21 protein-coding genes and 1 pseudogene are annotated in these 18,309 nt (G+C 38.5%); 20 read left to right on the top strand and 2 right to left on the bottom strand.

What is annotated here, in order from left to right; all coding sequences use genetic code 11:
* Positions 1 to 94 precede the first annotated feature (94 nt).
* The 9 genes and pseudogenes from FFR60_RS08825 (at position 95) to FFR60_RS08860 (ending at position 5,024) form a co-directional block, all read left to right on the top strand.
* Positions 95 to 637, top strand: coding sequence for a hypothetical protein (locus FFR60_RS08825; protein WP_137663858.1), 543 nt, complete (start codon positions 95 to 97; stop codon positions 635 to 637).
* A 149-nt stretch (positions 638 to 786) separates the two neighbouring features.
* On the top strand, positions 787 to 1,317 hold the full coding sequence (tnpA, locus tag FFR60_RS08830) for an IS200/IS605 family transposase (RefSeq protein WP_249354979.1): 531 nt from the start codon (positions 787 to 789) through the stop codon (positions 1,315 to 1,317).
* A 406-nt stretch (positions 1,318 to 1,723) separates the two neighbouring features.
* Positions 1,724 to 1,876, top strand: coding sequence for a hypothetical protein (locus FFR60_RS08835; RefSeq protein ID WP_171004902.1), 153 nt, complete (start codon positions 1,724 to 1,726; stop codon positions 1,874 to 1,876).
* Between the two features lie 140 nt (positions 1,877 to 2,016).
* Complete coding sequence (locus FFR60_RS08840) at positions 2,017 to 2,676, top strand: DUF6998 domain-containing protein (RefSeq protein ID WP_137663859.1); 660 nt, start codon at positions 2,017 to 2,019, stop codon at positions 2,674 to 2,676.
* A gap of 358 nt (positions 2,677 to 3,034) precedes the next feature.
* A pseudogene (locus FFR60_RS23230) lies at positions 3,035 to 3,097 on the top strand (metal-sulfur cluster assembly factor); the annotation flags it as partial.
* A gap of 77 nt (positions 3,098 to 3,174) precedes the next feature.
* The gene (locus tag FFR60_RS08845; protein WP_137663860.1) at positions 3,175 to 3,384 is read left to right on the top strand and encodes a hypothetical protein; all 210 of its coding nucleotides are present in this window, start codon (positions 3,175 to 3,177) and stop codon (positions 3,382 to 3,384) included.
* A 108-nt stretch (positions 3,385 to 3,492) separates the two neighbouring features.
* On the top strand, positions 3,493 to 4,398 hold the full coding sequence (locus FFR60_RS08850; RefSeq protein WP_137663861.1) for a helix-turn-helix transcriptional regulator: 906 nt from the start codon (positions 3,493 to 3,495) through the stop codon (positions 4,396 to 4,398).
* 10 nt (positions 4,399 to 4,408) lie between these two features.
* Positions 4,409 to 4,708, top strand: a complete 300-nt coding sequence (locus FFR60_RS08855) for a YciI family protein (RefSeq protein WP_137663862.1) — start codon at positions 4,409 to 4,411, stop codon at positions 4,706 to 4,708.
* Positions 4,709 to 4,721: 13 nt separating this feature from the next.
* Positions 4,722 to 5,024: a YciI family protein gene (locus tag FFR60_RS08860; RefSeq protein ID WP_137663863.1), complete on the top strand. Its 303-nt coding sequence runs from the start codon at positions 4,722 to 4,724 to the stop codon at positions 5,022 to 5,024.
* A 40-nt stretch (positions 5,025 to 5,064) separates the two neighbouring features.
* On the opposite strand, the gene FFR60_RS08865 is transcribed toward FFR60_RS08860, so the two are convergent.
* Positions 5,065 to 5,631: a hypothetical protein gene (locus FFR60_RS08865; RefSeq protein WP_137663864.1), complete on the bottom strand. Its 567-nt coding sequence runs from the start codon at positions 5,629 to 5,631 to the stop codon at positions 5,065 to 5,067.
* Positions 5,632 to 5,757: 126 nt separating this feature from the next.
* Here FFR60_RS08865 and FFR60_RS08870 point away from each other — a divergent pair, with 126 nt between their 5' ends.
* The 6 genes from FFR60_RS08870 (at position 5,758) to FFR60_RS08895 (ending at position 11,901) form a co-directional block, all read left to right on the top strand.
* A complete protein-coding gene (locus FFR60_RS08870; protein WP_137663865.1) occupies positions 5,758 to 7,293 on the top strand; it encodes an ABC transporter permease/substrate-binding protein in 1,536 nt (511 codons plus the stop codon).
* The gene (locus FFR60_RS08875; RefSeq protein WP_137663866.1) at positions 7,294 to 8,247 is read left to right on the top strand and encodes an ABC transporter ATP-binding protein; all 954 of its coding nucleotides are present in this window, start codon (positions 7,294 to 7,296) and stop codon (positions 8,245 to 8,247) included.
* A 2-nt stretch (positions 8,248 to 8,249) separates the two neighbouring features.
* On the top strand, positions 8,250 to 9,575 hold the full coding sequence (locus FFR60_RS08880) for a dihydrolipoyl dehydrogenase family protein (RefSeq protein WP_137663867.1): 1,326 nt from the start codon (positions 8,250 to 8,252) through the stop codon (positions 9,573 to 9,575).
* Positions 9,576 to 9,649: 74 nt separating this feature from the next.
* Positions 9,650 to 10,336 carry a hypothetical protein gene (locus FFR60_RS08885; protein WP_137663868.1) on the top strand — a complete coding sequence of 229 codons (687 nt, stop codon included), beginning with the start codon at positions 9,650 to 9,652 and terminating at the stop codon, positions 10,334 to 10,336.
* A gap of 4 nt (positions 10,337 to 10,340) precedes the next feature.
* The gene (locus FFR60_RS08890) at positions 10,341 to 11,252 is read left to right on the top strand and encodes a sce7725 family protein (protein WP_137663869.1); all 912 of its coding nucleotides are present in this window, start codon (positions 10,341 to 10,343) and stop codon (positions 11,250 to 11,252) included.
* A complete protein-coding gene (locus FFR60_RS08895; protein WP_137663870.1) occupies positions 11,242 to 11,901 on the top strand; it encodes a GNAT family N-acetyltransferase in 660 nt (219 codons plus the stop codon). The genes FFR60_RS08890 and FFR60_RS08895 overlap by 11 nt, the downstream gene beginning before the upstream one ends.
* Here the strand turns inward: FFR60_RS08895 and FFR60_RS08900 are convergent.
* Positions 11,881 to 12,423 carry a guanylate kinase gene (locus tag FFR60_RS08900; protein WP_137663871.1) on the bottom strand — a complete coding sequence of 181 codons (543 nt, stop codon included), beginning with the start codon at positions 12,421 to 12,423 and terminating at the stop codon, positions 11,881 to 11,883. The two genes, FFR60_RS08895 and FFR60_RS08900, sit on opposite strands and share 21 nt — an antisense overlap.
* Before the next feature lie 66 nt (positions 12,424 to 12,489).
* Here FFR60_RS08900 and pbp4 point away from each other — a divergent pair, with 66 nt between their 5' ends.
* From pbp4 to FFR60_RS08925, 5 genes are all read left to right on the top strand, one after another.
* The gene (gene pbp4 / locus FFR60_RS08905; RefSeq protein ID WP_137663872.1) at positions 12,490 to 14,514 is read left to right on the top strand and encodes a penicillin-binding protein PBP4(5); all 2,025 of its coding nucleotides are present in this window, start codon (positions 12,490 to 12,492) and stop codon (positions 14,512 to 14,514) included.
* A gap of 55 nt (positions 14,515 to 14,569) precedes the next feature.
* The gene (locus FFR60_RS08910; protein WP_088932608.1) at positions 14,570 to 14,752 is read left to right on the top strand and encodes a hypothetical protein; all 183 of its coding nucleotides are present in this window, start codon (positions 14,570 to 14,572) and stop codon (positions 14,750 to 14,752) included.
* Between the two features lie 206 nt (positions 14,753 to 14,958).
* Complete coding sequence (locus FFR60_RS08915; RefSeq protein WP_137663873.1) at positions 14,959 to 15,990, top strand: DUF1002 domain-containing protein; 1,032 nt, start codon at positions 14,959 to 14,961, stop codon at positions 15,988 to 15,990.
* A 217-nt stretch (positions 15,991 to 16,207) separates the two neighbouring features.
* Positions 16,208 to 17,056, top strand: a complete 849-nt coding sequence (locus FFR60_RS08920; protein ID WP_088932606.1) for a hypothetical protein — start codon at positions 16,208 to 16,210, stop codon at positions 17,054 to 17,056.
* Positions 17,056 to 18,090 carry a hypothetical protein gene (locus FFR60_RS08925; RefSeq protein WP_137663874.1) on the top strand — a complete coding sequence of 345 codons (1,035 nt, stop codon included), beginning with the start codon at positions 17,056 to 17,058 and terminating at the stop codon, positions 18,088 to 18,090. Before FFR60_RS08920 ends, FFR60_RS08925 begins: the two co-directional genes overlap by 1 nt.
* Positions 18,091 to 18,309: the final 219 nt, after the last annotated feature.

Here is an 18,309-nt window from a genome sequence, read left to right on the forward strand (position 1 = left end):
TGCTTAAAAATACTGTGAGAGGCTATTTACTAGAAAACTTAATTAATTAACTTCCACAGTTTAGTTGACAAACCCGTTAAAAGATGTATATACTTTGAGAACCACTTTAAGACTCGATTCTAAAGGTCGTACCCACTCAATATTTAAAACTTGTTTTGATTTAATAGTTTCTTTAACAGTTAAATTTGGTGTTTCTATAGGGGTATTTTCATATTTTCTTTCAAATGATTATGGCATCATCGAATCAGTACTATTCATGATTTTTACTTACATCATTTTGAAGTTACTTGGTACGCTTTATTTCAGTGAGTGGTTGAGAAGCCAAGGAGATAGAGCTACGAGGAATTTTTTTCACGAAGAAAATTTACCTAACGCTGATTATAATTTCGATAGTATGACTAAAACGATAATTTTTTATTGTGATTTGATATTTAATGAGGTTATTAATTTAGACAATCCATTTGTGCAAAAAAATATAAGAATTATATGTAGATATATGCTAAAGCACCACTGGGAGTATCTAAATGTTCCAAATTACAGATTTTTTAAAACGATACAGATAGCATTAGATGATAAGAGGATAATCAAGGAGATTGTGAAACAATTAAAGCACAACCACTATAAGACCTCTGGTTAGAGGTCTTATTTTATTAACGACTTCAGTCGGTTTCGCTCGCACCAGCGAGAGAAACAAGAAAACCGCGCGTTTTTACGCGTGGACGAAATAGCTTTAGCGTTAAAAACTCATTTCGATATACTAATAAGTGGCTACTAACCGCTCATTTTATCGAAAGGAGTTTTTTCTATGCCATCAATTGTAAGTATCACATCGTGCTCACTCCAAAATATAGAAGGAAAGTAATTTATGGGGAATTGAGAAAAGACATTGGAAGGATTTTACGTAAGCTCTGTGAGATGAAAGAAGTAGAAATCATCGAGGCGCATGCAATGCCAGATCACATCCATATGTTAGTAAGAATTCCACCGAAAATAAGCATTTCAACTTTCATGGGATTCTTAAAAGGAAGAAGCGCTACTCTGATCCATGAACAGCATGGAAACTTAGTCTATAAATATGGGAATAAAAGTTTCTGGTCAAAAGGATATTACGTAAGTACAGTAGGATTGAACCAGAAAACGATCGCAAAATATATAAGAGAACAGGAATCAGATGATCGTATTCGGGATAGTATAAGTAAACGAGAATACGTCGATCCCTTTAAAAAGCAACAGATAAACGAAAGAAGTGAGAGTCGAGCGGTTGGCGGTCTTTTAGAAAGCTCCATTTATGGAGTGGTGAGTGGGGACCTCTTCTAGAGGTGTTAAAAAGCCACCCGTTTTCACGAGTGGATGGGTTACTTTCTCAAAAGCTACTAAAGAAAAACAAATAGGAAAATTGACGTATCTTATAGAAAAAAAGACTAAGGAGTAGGAGAGATGCTAGATAAAAAATCATCCATATTTTCTTAAAGATGATATAGAAAAATGTGCCAAACTTTTGCATATCCTAAATCAAATAGATTTTGATTCCACACCCGACGAGCAGCACTTAATAGAAGAAAACTAATCCCTATATTTATCTCATAAAGTTGTTTACTACAATGAACTTTGCGAATAATCTACGTTATTATTCTAAATAAAAACAGATCATAAGTTCGGAGAAGCGTTAAGATTTTGGTATCATGTGATTAATCAATTCCAATATAAAGAAGGTGGATTAACCATGAAGCGAGTTCAAACGATTGAAGATATCGCGCATTTGATAGAGGGCTTGGATAAGAATATTGTAGTTAGAATTCAAGAATATATTGACCACCAATTATTATACTTAGAGGATTTTTCTAGTGAGCAGGAAGAAGTGAATGAATCAAAATAAATTTTTATGGACATAGCAGATAAGTTATTTAAGCTAATAAAATGTTTTGAATATAAGTAAAATGAAAGAGCGGATTGTTTTCTACTCTTTTTATCATTAAAATGGAAGTAGTGATTTATTACTTTAAAGTAGGTGGTTTCTTGAGTATTACACAAAAGGACTTAATTCATTCATTAAGTAAATTATTAGATTGGTTAGAACAAGAAAGAGATTGGGGAACAAATAGTGGTGAATTAAAGTTTATCACTGGCAGAATTGGTGAAATATATACAGCTATCATGGTAAATGGACAAATGGCCGAAAATACTAATCAAAAAGGATATGATGTGGTCTCTGAGAAAAATGAACGAATCAGTGTAAAAGCAAGGACAAAGCTAAAAGGACAAGTTAATTTCAACAGTAATACTTTAGATTATGTTGATAGAGTTATCATAGTTTTCGTTGATGTTGAAGAGATTACTGTCAAGATAATTTATGATGCGTCAATTGATGAAGCGAAAAAAATAATGACCATTCAAGATACATCCGTAAGAATTTCAATGAGTAAAATAGTTTTAAATGAACAAGAGAAGCCCAAGGAAGAGCATATTCTAAATGTTGCTGAATTTGAGGACTGCAAAATTGTTAGATTGGAAAGTGGAAAGATTGAGGTCTATAAAAAAGATTCATTAATATCTCCGTCAAAAACTATTTTAAGAACTATAGCACAGATTATTGGAGTAGATATTATGAATTCAAATGGTAATAAGAAAAACCAGAGGCAGTTGGGATATGATGTCATCAGACAGTTAGAAGAATAATAATCCACATCAATATTTGAAAAAGGAGGATTGAGAGTGTAATGATAGGTTTGAAAGAAAAGCTTATGATTTTTAAGTCCGACTGTTATTTTTTAATCTAGCTTTAAAAGAATAAATACTTTGACAAAATATACAAACATTTAGCTGGACTACAGACAAAATGAGTAGTTTTTGACTCAATAACTCAGCACTCCAAGCCAAATTTTTATCATTGCTGAAGCAAAATACTTGAGTTATATTTAAAAAAAGAGAAGAAAATGTTACTTAAAACATTGCTAAATCAGCATATTTGTCTGAAAGTAAGAATTCCTGCTTGTCCAAGGTTTTTTGTAAAACAAAAGACTGGATTAATTTTTGATATCCAGCATGGACGACCGATAAGATGAGTCGTTATGCACGGATTGCTTTAGGGATTCGCTAATTTAACAAGAGATTTTGTCTCCTCTTTCTTTAGGGGGAGACTTTTTTTGCTATAATTAAATAAAGGAGCGTGTCAGCTTGGAAAACTATGAGTTAACTGATTATTTGGCCGCAAAGAAGTCATTAGCTTCGACGCTGCACAAAGTCGAGCAGGCGATCATTTCATTAGAAGAAAAACAATCTGCTGGACGAAACATGAAATCACAAATTACTTTGTCAAAAGAACGGGTAAAGGCCTTGAAGCTTTCCCTTGCATTGATTGAGCGAGAAATTACTAGATTGTCTTAAAAACAGAGGTAGAGCATAAAAAATGTTTTATCTCTGTTTTCTTTTTTTAATATGACAGCTTATTGTCGCATTACCCTTGTTATAGTTTTATTGAAAGGAAGGAATTTTATGCAGATCGAACGGTTGGTGAGGATGATTTTTTACATTGTCAGCCATAAACAGGTCACGGCAAAAGAATTGGCGGAGTACTTCAACGTTTCGACCCGGACGATTTATCGTGATATTACGACTCTCACTTTGTCAGGTATTCCCATAATGTCGAAAAAAGGATCTGGCGGCGGTATTTCACTGATGGATGGATACGCCTTGAACAAATCTTTTTTGACGAGTGAAGAACAAGTACAGGTCTATCAAGGATTGCAAATTCTTCAGGCATCAAATTATCCGGATGCAGATCAAGCGCTGAACAAGATCGGTGCATTGTTTGATCATCCGTTGTCAGAGGATTGGCTGGAGGTTGACTTCAGCTATTGGGGAAGCAAGGATGATGAAAAAATCACGATTGCAGAATTACGAAGAGCGATTACTCAAAAGTATGTGTTGACCTTCGAATATTTCAACTCAGAATTGCAGCACTCAATAAGAACCGTTGATCCGCTGCGCTTGATTTTCAAATCCCATGCTTGGTACATCGTGGGCTATTGTCATCGCAATCAAGCGATCAGAGTTTTCCGTCTGTCGCGTATGAAAAGAATCAATGTCATGAACGAAAACTTTGAACGAACATTGCCGAAGGATTATTCGTTGGACGAATCTGCTTATACTATGGTTTTTACGACATTTAAGCTGCGATTTTCCCCAGAGATGGCCTTTCGCTTATTCGATGAGTTTCATGAGCATCAGGTCGAGCAAAATCCAGATGGAACTTTTTTAGTAACGGTTGAATATCCATTGAACGAATGGACCTATCATCGCTTGCTTTCGTTTGGTCCCTACATGGAAATACTCGAACCGGAGGAAGCTCGAAAAGAGTTGAAGAGACGTGCGTTGAATATCGTAGAAAAATATGATTAGGAGGAATATCATGGAGGAATGGTTATATGTCATGATGATCAAGAAAACTAAAGAGTATCGCAAACTAAATAAAGCCGGAGTGATCGAGCATGTCGGAAATTTGCGTAAACTAGATGCTGAGGGCAGTATTGAACTTGCCGGTGCGTTCAAAGGGTATCCGGGCATGGCGGGAATGTTTATTCTCAAGGCGAAAAGTTATGAAGAGGCAGAAGCCATGTGTAAACAAGAACCATTAGTGGTCGCAGGTTACGCGACTTATGAGCTTTATCGTTTGCAGGCAGCGAATAAAGAAAACAATTATTTGTTATAGGAGGGGATAAAAAATGAAAGAAGGAAGTATGTTGTTTGTTAGGATTGATTACAAAGTTGGAGCAGATGAGGTGACCGAGCAAGTCGCAATAGAATCCGCAGAGTATTTGAAAAAGTTATCGGCGAAACGGTATTTGACAGCTGGTGTTTTCGGTGACATGACGACTGAAGAAATTGATGGGGCGATGGTGATTTTTGAGGCGGAAAATCTGGCAGAGGCCAAAGCTATCTCAGATGCGGACCCTGTGTTTCAAGGCGGCCTTTATCGATATGATTTAAAGCAGTGGCATGTCATGGTAACTTCGACTGAGCAGTAAGAAAAAAAGAAACGACCAAAAAAAGTCGTTTCTTTTTTCTTTAAAGATTTTGAAATAGCTCCAACATTTCTTGGGTTCGTTTTCTGGTAGGTGCATTCAGAGTATTCAGCTCTTCGGAAGCAGCATCTGCTGAAGCTTCCTTTAGTAAGAGCAGACGAGCGATCAGCCGCAAGTCTTGGCGTCGTACTTTTGGCAAATGCTGCATTAATACTTGATTGAAATCTGCATTCATTTGATTGATGCCGATTAACGGATCTTTTTGCATCGTATAATTCGTCAAATACCGATCGAAGTCTTTCATCGCGGCTGCGGATTTTTCAGGAACGAAGCCATTCGCCCAAGCCGCAGTTACTAATACGAAACTGTCTGTATCAGACAGTTCCTTCTGGAAGCTAATGATCGTTGCATTTAAAACTCTTTCCTGCAGCGTTTCAAAAATAGCCGGTTCATTTTGCTTGATCCGCAAGAAATAGTTAGTGAACCCGTCGCTGTTTAATAAATTTAAATCGATTGCTTTGAACCAATTATAATGATGAGAATTCAAATAAGAATAAGTTTTCTCTTGTTTAGTAAGCTGAATTTCTTTTAAATCATCCATTGTTTTCATCTTTTTCCTGCTTTCTTTATTAGGAGTCACTTGTCATTATACTACTTTTTATCCGAGCCAATATTTTTGTCTCCCTTTTTGATTAAGTTATACTGAGAACAAGTCATAATTTTGAAAGGATATTTTATGAATGAATTAATGAATACTTTTAGTGAAAGAAAAGACGATCTCTTATCAGCGATCTTTGAACATTTAGCGATTTCTTTGAGTGCGTTATTAATTGCGGTAGTGATCGCGATTCCGTTGGCGATTTTGTTGAGCCAGCGAAAAAAATTAGCAGAGGTTGTTTTGCAAATTACGAGTATTTTGCAGACTATTCCATCTCTAGCTTTGCTGGGATTATTAATTCCCTTTGTGGGTATTGGAACGGTGCCAGCATTAATAGCCCTAGTGGTTTATGCGTTATTGCCGATTTTCCAAAATACTTATATCGGTTTATCAGAGATTGATCCGTCGATCGAAGAAGCGGCCGATGCATTCGGGATGTCACGGATGCGAAAACTAATGCGTGTCGAACTGCCGATGGCAATGCCCGTGATTATTTCTGGGGTCCGTACAGCCCTCGTTTTGATTATTGGGACTGCTACATTGGCAGCACTAATCGGTGCCGGCGGATTAGGGACATTTATTTTACTCGGGATCGACCGAAATGATCCAAATTTGACATTGATCGGCGCCATCAGTTCAGCGTTACTTGCTATTATTTTTAGTACGTTGATCCGCTTCTTGCAAAATCGCAGCGGAAAAGTAACTTTGATTACACTAGCTGTGATCTTTTTAAGTATCGGCGGAATTTTCTTCGCACAGAACAATCCGATTGGAACGGAAACGGTGACGATCGCTGGGAAGCTTGGGTCAGAACCGGATATCTTGATTAATATGTATAAAGAAGTGATCAAGGATGAGGATTCCTCGATCAATGTAGAACTGAAGCCGAACTTCGGAAAAACAAGTTTCTTATTCAGTGCAGTGAAGAATGACCAGATCGATATTTATCCTGAATTTACCGGAACAGTTTTGGAAAGTTTAGTCAAGGTTCCAAAAAGTACACCAGATGATCTATCGCCAGAAAAAACATATCAAGAAGCGAACAAGCTGCTGGATTCGCAATTCGATATGCGTTTATTGAAACCGATGGATTATGAAAATACCTATGCTTTAGCTATGAAGAAAAGCGAAGCAGGAAAACGGGGAATCAGCAAGATTTCTCAGCTTCAAGCACAGCAAGATCAATTAAAAGCCGGCTTTACGTTAGAATTTATCGATCGCCAAGATGGTTATCGCGGAATTCAAGATAAATATGGTGTGAAATTAGGTTCGGTTCAAAGTATGGAACCCGCGCTGCGCTACCAAGCGATCAATACAGGTGATGTCGATGTGATCGATGCCTATTCTACAGATAGCGAGATCAAACAGTATGAGCTGATGACACTAGAAGATGATCAGCATCTCTTCCCGCCATATCAAGGAGCACCTTTAATGAAGAAAGAGTTTGCGGAGAAACATCCGAAAGTTGTTAAAGCTTTAAATCGTTTAGCTGGAAAAATCACGGAAGACCAAATGATCGAAATGAATTATCAGGTCAACGTGAAAAAAGAACAACCGGCGAAAGTTGCTCATGACTTCTTAGTGAAAGAAAAAATCATTGGGGAGGAGAAATAGATGGAATCAATTATTGAATTTAAAGATGTGAGTAAAGAATTCGAAGGCAATGTTGTCTTGAAGGATTTAAATTTCTCAGTTAAAAAAGGGGAGATTTTTGTTCTGGTTGGACCTTCTGGAAGCGGAAAAACGACGTCCTTAAAAATGATTAATGGATTGATCGAACCAACAGACGGCAACCTATACTTTAAAGAAAAACGGATCAAAGACTATAACATTCAAAAACTGCGTTGGCAGATTGGTTATGTCCTGCAGCAGATCGCTTTATTCCCAACCATGAGCGTCAAAGAGAATATCGAAGTAATTCCTGAAATGCTTGGATGGAATAAGGAACAACGCAATAAACGAGTGGATGAGTTATTGCAGGAAGTGGATATGGACCCTGAACAATTTAGAGATCGAATGCCTAGTGAATTATCCGGCGGACAGCAGCAGCGGATCGGGATTATTCGAGCGTTGGCATCAGAACCAGATATTGTCTTGATGGATGAACCATTTAGTGCGCTCGATCCCATTTCACGGGCTAGTTTGCAAGATCTCGTGTTGGAATTACATCAGAAATTAGGCAATACGATTATTTTCGTAACGCATAATATGAAGGAAGCGATGAAGATCGGCAGCCGAATTGCTGTGATGCACGAAGGAAAATTGATCCAGTGCGACACACCTGAGGAGATTCAAAAAAATCCTGCCAATCAATTTGTTGAGGAATTTTTCGATGAAACAACAGATGAAGTTTATACACAAACTTTAGAGACTTTATATAACGGCGGTTTTTACCAAAGTGCGGAAACGGCAGATGCTGCATTACCAAGTTTGTCGATGGATACTAGTTTAAGCGAAGTCTTTGATTTACTAGCCGAACAGGATGCGTTTATCCTTAAACGTGATGGCAAACCGATCGCATCAATCAATCGAAGCGACGTCTTCCGCTTTTTAAGTCAGGAGGGTTAATAATGGAAAAATATGATGTTATCGTGATCGGCAGCGGTCCAGCTGGAAACTCCGCTGCCTATGCTTTAAAAGAAAAAGGAAAAACTGTAGCGATTATCGAATCGGATCTGTGGGGCGGCACCTGTCCAAACCGCGGCTGTGATCCCAAAAAAATGCTGATGAGCGGCGTAGAGGCGCAAAAGCGGATCGAAACCATGATCGGCAAAGGCTTTGAACAAACACCAAAGCTCGTTTGGGAAGATTTGATGACCTTTAAGAAAAGTTATACAGATAGTGTTCCACAAAATACCAAGGATGGATTGGACGCTGCAGAGATTGATCGTTATCAAGGTCAAGCAAGTTTTATCGATGCCAACCATATTATTATTGACGATCAAAGTTTAGAGGCGGATCAATTTTTGCTAGCGACTGGTCAGCGCCCTGCTGTCTTATCAATTGAAGGACAAGACCTGCTGCAAAGCAGTACAGATTTTCTTGCTTTGGAACATTTGCCGAAAACAATCGTCTTTATTGGTGCCGGCTATATCGCATTTGAATTAGCTGTGATCGCTAATGCTGCTGGTTCTGAGGTGCATATCATTCATCATAATGATCGTCCGTTAAAGGAATTTGATCAAGAGTTGGTGACGGATTTAGTCGAACACATGAAATCCGCCGGTATTGAGTTTCATTTTAATGTTGATACAAAAGCGGTAGAGTTGCTGCATCCAAATTATCGCATTACTGGTGAGAATTTTGAATTAGTAGCTGACATGGTTATTGGAGCAACTGGTCGAATTCCGAATGTCGAAGGCTTGGAGTTAGCAAAGGCTGGTGTCGACTATGATAACAAAGGAATTAAAGTTGATGATTATTTACGTACCTCGCAGCAAAATATTTTTGCCTGCGGCGATGTGTTGGCAAAGAGTCAGCCAAAACTAACTCCTGTGGCTGGCTTTGAAGCAGGCTATGTCGTCAATGCAATGGATGGTGATAACGAAGCGATCGAGTATCCATTGATTCCAACGATCGTTTTCGGGGATCAGCGTTTGGCTCGCATTGGATTAAGCGAAAGAGAGCTTGCGGCTCATTCGGAAAAATATCATTCAAAAACCACGGATTTATCTAGCTGGTACACCTATCATCGAATCAATGATCAAGGTGCCAAAATCAAAATTGTTTATGATGAAGAGAATAAAATCGTTGCGGTTACTTGTTTAAGTCAATTAGCAGATGAAGTTATCAATTATCTTTTGATCGCTCTAACGAAAAAAATGACTCATGAGGAAGTTGAAAAATATATTTTTGCTTACCCAAGTCCAGCGAGCGATCTTTCATATTTTATTTAAAACAGAGGGTAGCCTCTGTTTTTTTTCATGCAGATATGCTAAAGTTTACGAAAATACGTTCCCATGGTGAGATTATGAAAACAACATTAACCCAAGAAATCGAAAAGGCTTTGTATTATTATTGTTTGGAACTCGGCGGTATCGTAGTCGAAGAGGTAACGATGCCAGACGAACAAGGAATCGTTGATACGTTGGCTTGCTTCTTTAAGCCAAATGCTACGGAATGGCGCTGCTATGAACTAAAGGTTACAAAAGCAGATTTCTATTCTAAGGCAAAGCTATCTTTTATCGGTCATTACAATTATTTCGTATTAACGGAGGAGCTTTATAAAAAGGTTCAAGACGATATACCAAATGAAATCGGCGTTTTAATATATCGGCCATATACGCAGGCTGAGGATTTACCCGCTGATGGCACCTTCTTCATAGCCAAAAAGCCTTTAAGAAGAGAGTTGCTCGTGGCAGAAACAGCCTTGACTCAGCGATTTATGGCTTCTTTATTTCGAGAAGTTCAAAAAGCTAAGAGAATGTCATATGGTACGAGCTTTTTCTCAACTGAACAGCTTTATAAAGAATTGCGACGGCGTCTGGACGAAAAGGATCACCTGCAGGAGAATAACTATTATCAACGATTTATTGAAGATGTTCAGTCCGCTCGAATTGAGAGTCTGGAAGAAGAGCTTCGGGCATTAGAACAGGATTACGAGTTTTTACGTCAACAAAGACAGGTTCGTCGTCGTCCGACTGAACCATTGGAGTGATTCGATGTATTATCCATATTTACGAGGGAAGCAATTTGATCTATTAGCGATTAACACTTTGATCAAAGAAGAGCGCTGGTCAAAAAACATTCGTCCAATTATTCAACCAGTTCGTGATTCACCTACATTAAAAAAGACGATTGAGCTGTTTGATAGAAACGATATGATTTGTTATTTAATCATGAATCCGCAAGTTGGGACCGCGAAGCTTTTTGTGGACAAGCGCTTTGAGTGGACATTAAGAGAAGCTTCAAGTGTTAAAAAGGCGGAAATCGTGACTCAAGAAAATCCTTTTGAAGCGGAATTGTATTTGTTTAATGCTCATTCACCGCGGAAGAAGTCTCAGCTTGCGATTAAAAACGAGGCTGTATCGGTTATTCCGGATCAAGGAAGATTTAGAATTTTAGATGTACCAAATAAAATTTTACTCAGAGAAGCTTTTCAAGCGAAAAAAAATGTTGCCAATTACGGTGAAAAGGCGGATGATTTTTATAGCGACGAACACCTTTTTTTGGAGCCGGATTCATTGGGGTTCAGTGACTATACTATTGAAGGCAGCCGTTATTTTGATAAAGGCGGACCTAGTCGTGCGATCGCCATTCACATTAGCTATTTTGATGCGTATCTTAATTTAAGAGTCAAACATTTCGTGTCAGATAGTAATGAGAATGCCCAAGACCAAGGTGGTAAATTTTTCGAAGCACTGGATAAATTAGCTGACTGGTATTCCCGTAATCAAGATCAGCTATTGCTGACGCTTGGTTTAGAGGAATTACTGCATTACCGGGAAACAAAAAAATTTCCAGGTTTAGGAACAATCAAGAAATGGACACTGGCGCATCATTTAGAATTGATTGGCGCTTTTTTAGAGCAAGGCGATCATTGGCAGAGAGGATGGAAGAAAAATGGGATATGAAGATGAAGATTTTATTGTTAGACAGGCCAAACAAATGGGAGAGGTTTTAGGCGGAATTCTAGGAAAGAAAGATGCGGAAGCAATTCTTTCATTTGGTGACGAAGCCAAAACCAGCGAACAAAATGAACCAACATTTATTTTCCGTCCAAGTACAATAGCGGATATACCAGCAATTGGAATTATTATCAATGAAGCGAAACAATATTTGAAGGAGCAAGGTTCGCCGCAATGGCAAGATGGACACGAACCCCATGAAGGAGTGATTCGTGAAGATATACAAAAAAAAGCCAGCTATGTGCTGACTTTAGAAGATGAGGTCGTTGGAACGATCGCCTTAATCGCTGAAAACGATCCTGTCTATGAAGCTATTGAAGGCAATTGGCAAGGTGAAGGACCTTATGTTTCTTTGCATCATGTCGCGGTTAGTCAAAAGCATCGCGGAATCGGGTTAGGTAAAAATTTATTGACGTTGGCAGTCAAGCAGGCTCAAGCTTTAGGCTATGAAGATATCCGAATTGATACATACCCTGCCAATCAGCCTATGCTTAGCCTTATCGAAAAATGCGGTTTTACTTATTGCGGTATGGTCCATTTTCCATTTGAACATGGCGAACGCAAAGCCTTTCAGTTAATTCAAAGCTTGACGTAATTGACGCAGCATCTCATCTAAAGAAGTTTCGGCATCGATTTCGATCAGATTTGGATATTTTTTCAAACGGGCCAAGCTCTCTTGATCTTCTTGAAAAATGGCCAAGCGCCGATCCAAGTTTTCTGAAGTGGCTCGCTTTTCTAGTCTGGCGATCATCGTTTCTTTAGAAATATTGATCCAGATTGGAACCATCTGATCACCAAAGATACGATGCAAGTTAACAAAGCCTGTCGTCGTGATTGGATCGTAACAGTCACCAGCAGCTAAAGCATCGCGCAAGGTCGCCTTGGCAATACCATAAAAATGTTCGTCATAAACATCATATTCAGCAAATTGATCGTGATTGACCATCTGCTTGAATTCTTTCTTCGATACAAAGTAGTAATCACGCCCGTGTTCTTCACCTTCACGAGGGGCACGCGTCGTATAAGAAATAATCTTTTGTTCAGTAGTAAAGGCTTTTTCGGCCAAGCTGGTTTTTCCAGAACCGCTCGGACCAATGAATAAGTAACAATGATTCATAGTCAACACGTCCTTTTTTATAGTATAAAGAAAGAGGACGAAAGATGCTAGGGAGGGGACCCTTATATGGAAAGAAGTACACGTAATAAAAAAGGAACGAATAAACTCCCGATTATTATTATCGGTGTAATCATTGTGCTCATTGCAGGCTTTTTCGGTGTACGCGCATATCAAGCGAGCCAAGTTAAGAAGCAAGCAGAAGAAACGGTACAAACATTTGTTAAGAGTCTGCAAAAGGGCAAATATCAAGAAATGACTAAAAGCTTGAATGCTGATTCGATCAAGTCAAATGGCTATACTAAAAAACAAGTCGCTGAAAAATATCAGTCGATCTTTTCAGGTATTAGCGCCTCGAATATCAAGATGAAGAATCTAGCGGTGGATAAAGAGGGAGACGACTACCACTTTTCTTACGAATTATCCGTAAATACCGGTTTTGGTCAATTAAAGAATCAAAAATATTCTGGTACTTTGGCTGATGGCGGCAAAGAAATTAATTGGAAGCCGAATTTGATTTTCCCTGGTATGTCTGGCAAAGACAAAATTAACTATTCTGTCGATCCAGCTACACGGGGCGAGATATTAGATCGCAGCGGGCAAGGTCTTGCAACCAATGGAACAGTCTATCAATCAGGTGTCATCCCCCAAAATCTTGGTACGGGAGAAGATCGTACAGCCAAAATCGATGCGATCGCAAAAAGTTTGGATATTACTGCTAAAGATGTGGAAACGGCCTTAGCGCAAGGATGGGTTCAGGATGATTTCTTTGTTCCTTTGAAAACCACAGCAGAGGCACCAGCAGAAACTCCTGATGGTTTGGAAGTCAAAGAAACAACTGGGCGAACCTATCCATTAAAAGAAGCAGCTGCTCAATTAATCGGGTATGTTGGTAAAGTCACAGCAGAAGATCTGAAGAAAAACAATGATCTGGCCAGTAACAGTTTGATTGGCCGAAGCGGTTTAGAGATGGCTTTAGATAAACAACTGCGAGGAAAAGACGGCGGATCATTGGCGATCACAGATAGTAAAGGCAATGAGAAGAAAGTCTTACAAAAAATCGAGAAAAAAGATGGCGAAAATGTTAAATTGACGATCGACAGCCGTGCGCAGCAGATTGCTTATAATGGCTTGAATGGTCAGGCGGGTTCAAGTGTTGTGATGGCTCCGAAAACGGGAGATTTATTAGTTGCAGCTAGTTCACCTAGTTTTGATCCCAACAAAATGACCAATGGAATCAGTCAAACTGATTACGATGCTTATAGCAACGACAGCAATCAACCATTTATGAGTCGTTTTGCTACTGGGTATGCACCCGGCTCGACCTTTAAAACAATTACTGCAGCGATTGGCTTGGACGCGGGTACTTTGAATCCAAACGAAGAATTAGCGATCAATGGACTGAAATGGCAAAAGGACAGTTCTTGGGGCTCTTATCAGGTAACTCGTGTCTCAGATGTTAGTCCTGTCAATTTAAGAACAGCTTTAGTTTACTCGGATAATATCTACATGGCGCAAGAAACCTTGAAGATGGGAGAAAAAAACTTCCGAGCAGGCTTAAACAAATTCATTTTTGGCAAAGACTTAGATTTGCCGATCGCGATGGAAAAGGCCCAGATTTCAAGTAAAGACAGTTTTGATTCTGAAATTTTATTAGCAGATACTGGATATGGACAAGGACAGTTACTGTTAAATCCAATTCAACAAATCACGGCATATTCTGTCTTTCCAAATAAAGGCACGATGGTCTATCCTAAATTGATTGCCGATAAAGAAACCAAAAACGAAAAAGATGTGGTCAAAGCAAGCTCTGCTGAGACGATCACTAATGATATGCAGGCAGTTGTCAGCGATGAAAATGGGACAGCACATAGTTTAGCTGCATTAAATACTCCATTGGCCGCAAAAACTGGTACTGCGGAGATCAAACAAAAGCAAGATGAAAAGGGACAAGAGAACAGTTTCTTGTATGCTTTTGATTCAGAAAAACAAAATTATTCAGTCGTTGAATTTTTGGAAAATAAACCAGAGGGAACTTCTGCGACGGAACTTTCGAAAGATTTATTGACCTATTTGAATCAAACCTATCAATAAAATACTTGTCTGAAAAGCTGATGCTTGGTAAGATATCCAAGAAGGACGGTGTTTTATGAACAAGCGACAACGAAAAAAAAGAGCATACAAACATTACATTCGAGCAATTTTTGAAGGCTACGAAAAAATGCTGGAGGATTCTAGTATCAAAGAATTACATTTCAGCTATTTAAAGGAAACGACGTACTTGGAACGTGATGACCAAGATAAGATTCATTTTACAACCAAAGAAGATTGATCTTTAAAGACTTCTCAGCAAAGTAGGCTGAGAAGTCTTTTTTGATAAAAAACATAGAAAATCAGACATTACCTCCAACTTAAGACCGAGAAAATAGTTAAGAGATTCTTAGCTTAGTAAATAATTGTTTAAAGAGAAGGGGTATGAGTAAGCAAAAATGCATAAATCAGCTAAAATATGAGTATTAAGATACGGGAGGCAATCAGATGAAACTTCATAAATATATTTTACTAGCAGGCTTAGGTCTTTCACTAGGTGCTGGCCTAATCAATCAAACAAAAGTTCAGGCAGGGGATGGTGTCATCAATGAACGTTGGGGCAAACCAACTTTTGTCGCTGGGGCAGGATTAAACCAGCAGCAGTTAGATGAAACTATGAATAAGCTTGGAATCAATCAAGACAGCGTTAAAATGGAAACAGCGACTGGCGCAGATTTAGTTAAATATTTGGGTTATGGCAGCGGAGACGACAGTGTGATGCTGAGCTCTGTCATGGTGAACCGCGAAGATCAAGGAAAAGGGATCAATGTGAAAATATTGACGCCGGAAAATATTACCCAGATTACCGCGGATCAATATAAGAACCCATTAGTTACCGCAGGTATTACTGATGCAACCGTCAAAGTTGCCAGTGTTGTGAAAGTAACAGGCGAGAGCGCTTTGACTGGTGTCTATAAGGCCTTTGAATCAAATGGTGAAACGGTTGATCCAGAACGGGCGCAATTGGCTCAAACGGAATTGGATACGACCTCGGATGTTTCGCAATCAGTCGTAAATAAGGCCAATGAGCAAAGTCAAAATCAGAACTTGTCTGACAGTGAAAAAGAAAAAGCCGATGAAGCCTATAAGGCGCAGTTAAACCAAACATTGGTTGACATAAAAAAAGAGTTGGCAGAACTTAAAGAAAAACAAGGCGAACTAGCAACGAAAGAAGATGTTGAAAAAATTGTTAATGATGCCTTGGAAAAAAATAATTTATCACAATATGTTACGAAGGACGATATCAATCAATTAGTTGCTTTAGCAGAAAAATATCAAACGACTGATGGTGTATTAGACAAAGAATCGATCGAACAGCTTGATAAAATCAGCAGTGATTTTAAAGGAACCGTCAATAAGGTCTCTGATCAGCTTGGTAAATTCGGTGATTCCCTCAAAGGAACATTAGAAGAGAATCAAGGGTTCTTCGCAAATCTATGGCAACAAATCAAAGATTTCTTCAGCGGATCATCAAAATAATTAAAAAAGATTGTGTCATTTTTTAAGATTGACACAATCTTTTTTTACTTTCCTCAACAGTTTATGCTTATCATTAGGGCCTTGCTAGGGTAAAATAGAGAAGTGGGTTCCAATTCTAAAGCAAAAAATTAGATAATTTGCTTTGTGGGATTGGATCAAGAATAATTATGGTAATATTTATTATATAATTAATCAAAAAAATAAAGGAGGGTCTTAAATGGAGACTCCAGAAAAAAAGGAAGAACTTCAAACTGAAACATCATTTGATTCAGTGAAAGAATCTGCTTCCGGTGTGTTAGGTGGGTTGATGGGACAGATCAGACGGTTGGAAGAGGCAATGAAAGCAGAGCGAATGGGCGATGTTTACCAAATCTACTGGAATGAATTGCCAGCTTCGATCCAGCAATCCAGCAATGCGAATCATGAGATTGATAATTTCTTGACAAGTAAGTTGGATCAAGAAATACAAAGGACGTTCCCATTTATGATCATGCGTGACGTTGTTTCACCCATTTTAATCAATTATCAGATCGGCAGCTATTATCGAGATCGCGCGGTCTTACAGGTGGATGCAACACAGCCTACTATAAAAATATTACCCGAAATTCGTGAGCAATGGGAAAAAGCCATGAAGGACGGCTATAAGGAACAACTGGCGGAGCTGCAAAATCAGCAGGATGACTTTGATGCAAAGACGATTGCTGCTCAGTCGGAATTGCGTGAGCTTAACGGCAAAATCGCTCATCAAGAAAAGCTTAAAGCAGATTTAGAAGAGACTAAAAGCTTTATGAACCGCAAGAAGATCGAAGAAGAAATCGAAGTAATCGATGACAAGCTGAAGGAATTGAAGCAGCAGCGTAGTCAATGGACACCTTTTGTCGGCGATCAGTTATCAGGCGAATCACAAAAAATTGAATTGGCGAATCGCATTGCCAATCTTTCATTAGAACAGGCAATCGCAATAAAAGAATTGCGCTTGATCAAAAAACGCTTTGGCGGTTTAGAGGAAATGGATGCCGCACTTGAGATTTTTATCAAGGATTTCTTAAATAGGGGGGCGGAATAATGACTGAAGAAAAGAATAAAATCAATCAAATCTATGATACTTTGGTCGATTCGGAAGAACCAGGCTTAAATATTCGTGAAAAAGAGATTCTTCACCCCGATGAAACGACGGAAGAATCCACTGAAGCCTTTCAATCAGTGCCTCAATCGAAGCCTGTCAGCGATTCGGCGATAAACTATTATGATAATCGGGAAGAAAATTATCAAGACTTGTTAAGGTTGATCGACGATGCAGAAAAAGAAATCGCTGATCTGAAATTTAGAAAGATTTTGATGGAGTCTGATTTCCCATCATTGTTGGATTACTTCAAGAAAATTTTTGTTGAAGAATCAATGACTGCCTCGGCAATCGCAAAAGGTGCGTTATTAGAATATTTCACCTTTGAGCTGATCAAGCCTCTGCAAAACCATGATCTGCATCTTTCGACCAATGAATTTTCGACATGGGAAAGTAAACATTTCAACCTTTCTTATCGGCTGACTAGTACCAACGAAATCAATTTTAGTTTTATGATGCCGACATCTGATGGGAAATTCCGCAGCGAGAAGATTAAGCTGATGGAAGTTTATCCTGAAATAATGAAAGTCACTGTTTTAAACGATGCGGTATTGACTTTATTGAAGGATTGCTACAACAAACATATTTATACGAGTGGGCAGAATTCAATGTTCAGCCGTGAGATGAATGATGTTATGGCTCATATGAAGGATTTAGGCTTCGACTTTGATGAGAATCTTTTAGATAATAGCCAACCGTTAGACCTATCAGTAGATCTTACTCATAAGACACCGATTGAAGTTTTAGATAAAATTTTCATCACAACGATGGATAATGAAAATTATGATTTCAAAAAGGTTGATGAAAATAGTTATTTAGTCGCGTTGGATGGGAATCAAACGGTGACGATCAAGCAAAATACCGAAGATCAAACCAGCAGCCTGAAATTAAATACTGATCGTAAAAATAAATCATTGATCGAATTCTTTGGCAGCTACCCCTTCTTAGTACCGTTGACGATCACTGACGAACAATAATGAAACAACGAGCGTTGCGCCATTTTTTGGTGTAGCGCTTTTTTTGTTTTTGGAAGCAGAAACTTCGCCGATAAATTAAGTATATCTCTTTGGAAAATATTAATTTTTTTGCCTTTTTTTCTAGGAAATCACGTTCACTCGTGAAAGTCCGTAAATCCTATGATATACTTTGAAAGTTGATATGAAAGAGTATCAGTTTACCATGTTTGAAAGAGGGTA

Origin of the sequence: Enterococcus hulanensis (genome assembly GCF_005405485.1) — a bacterium.
Lineage (GTDB): Bacteria > Bacillota > Bacilli > Lactobacillales > Enterococcaceae > Enterococcus_A > Enterococcus_A hulanensis.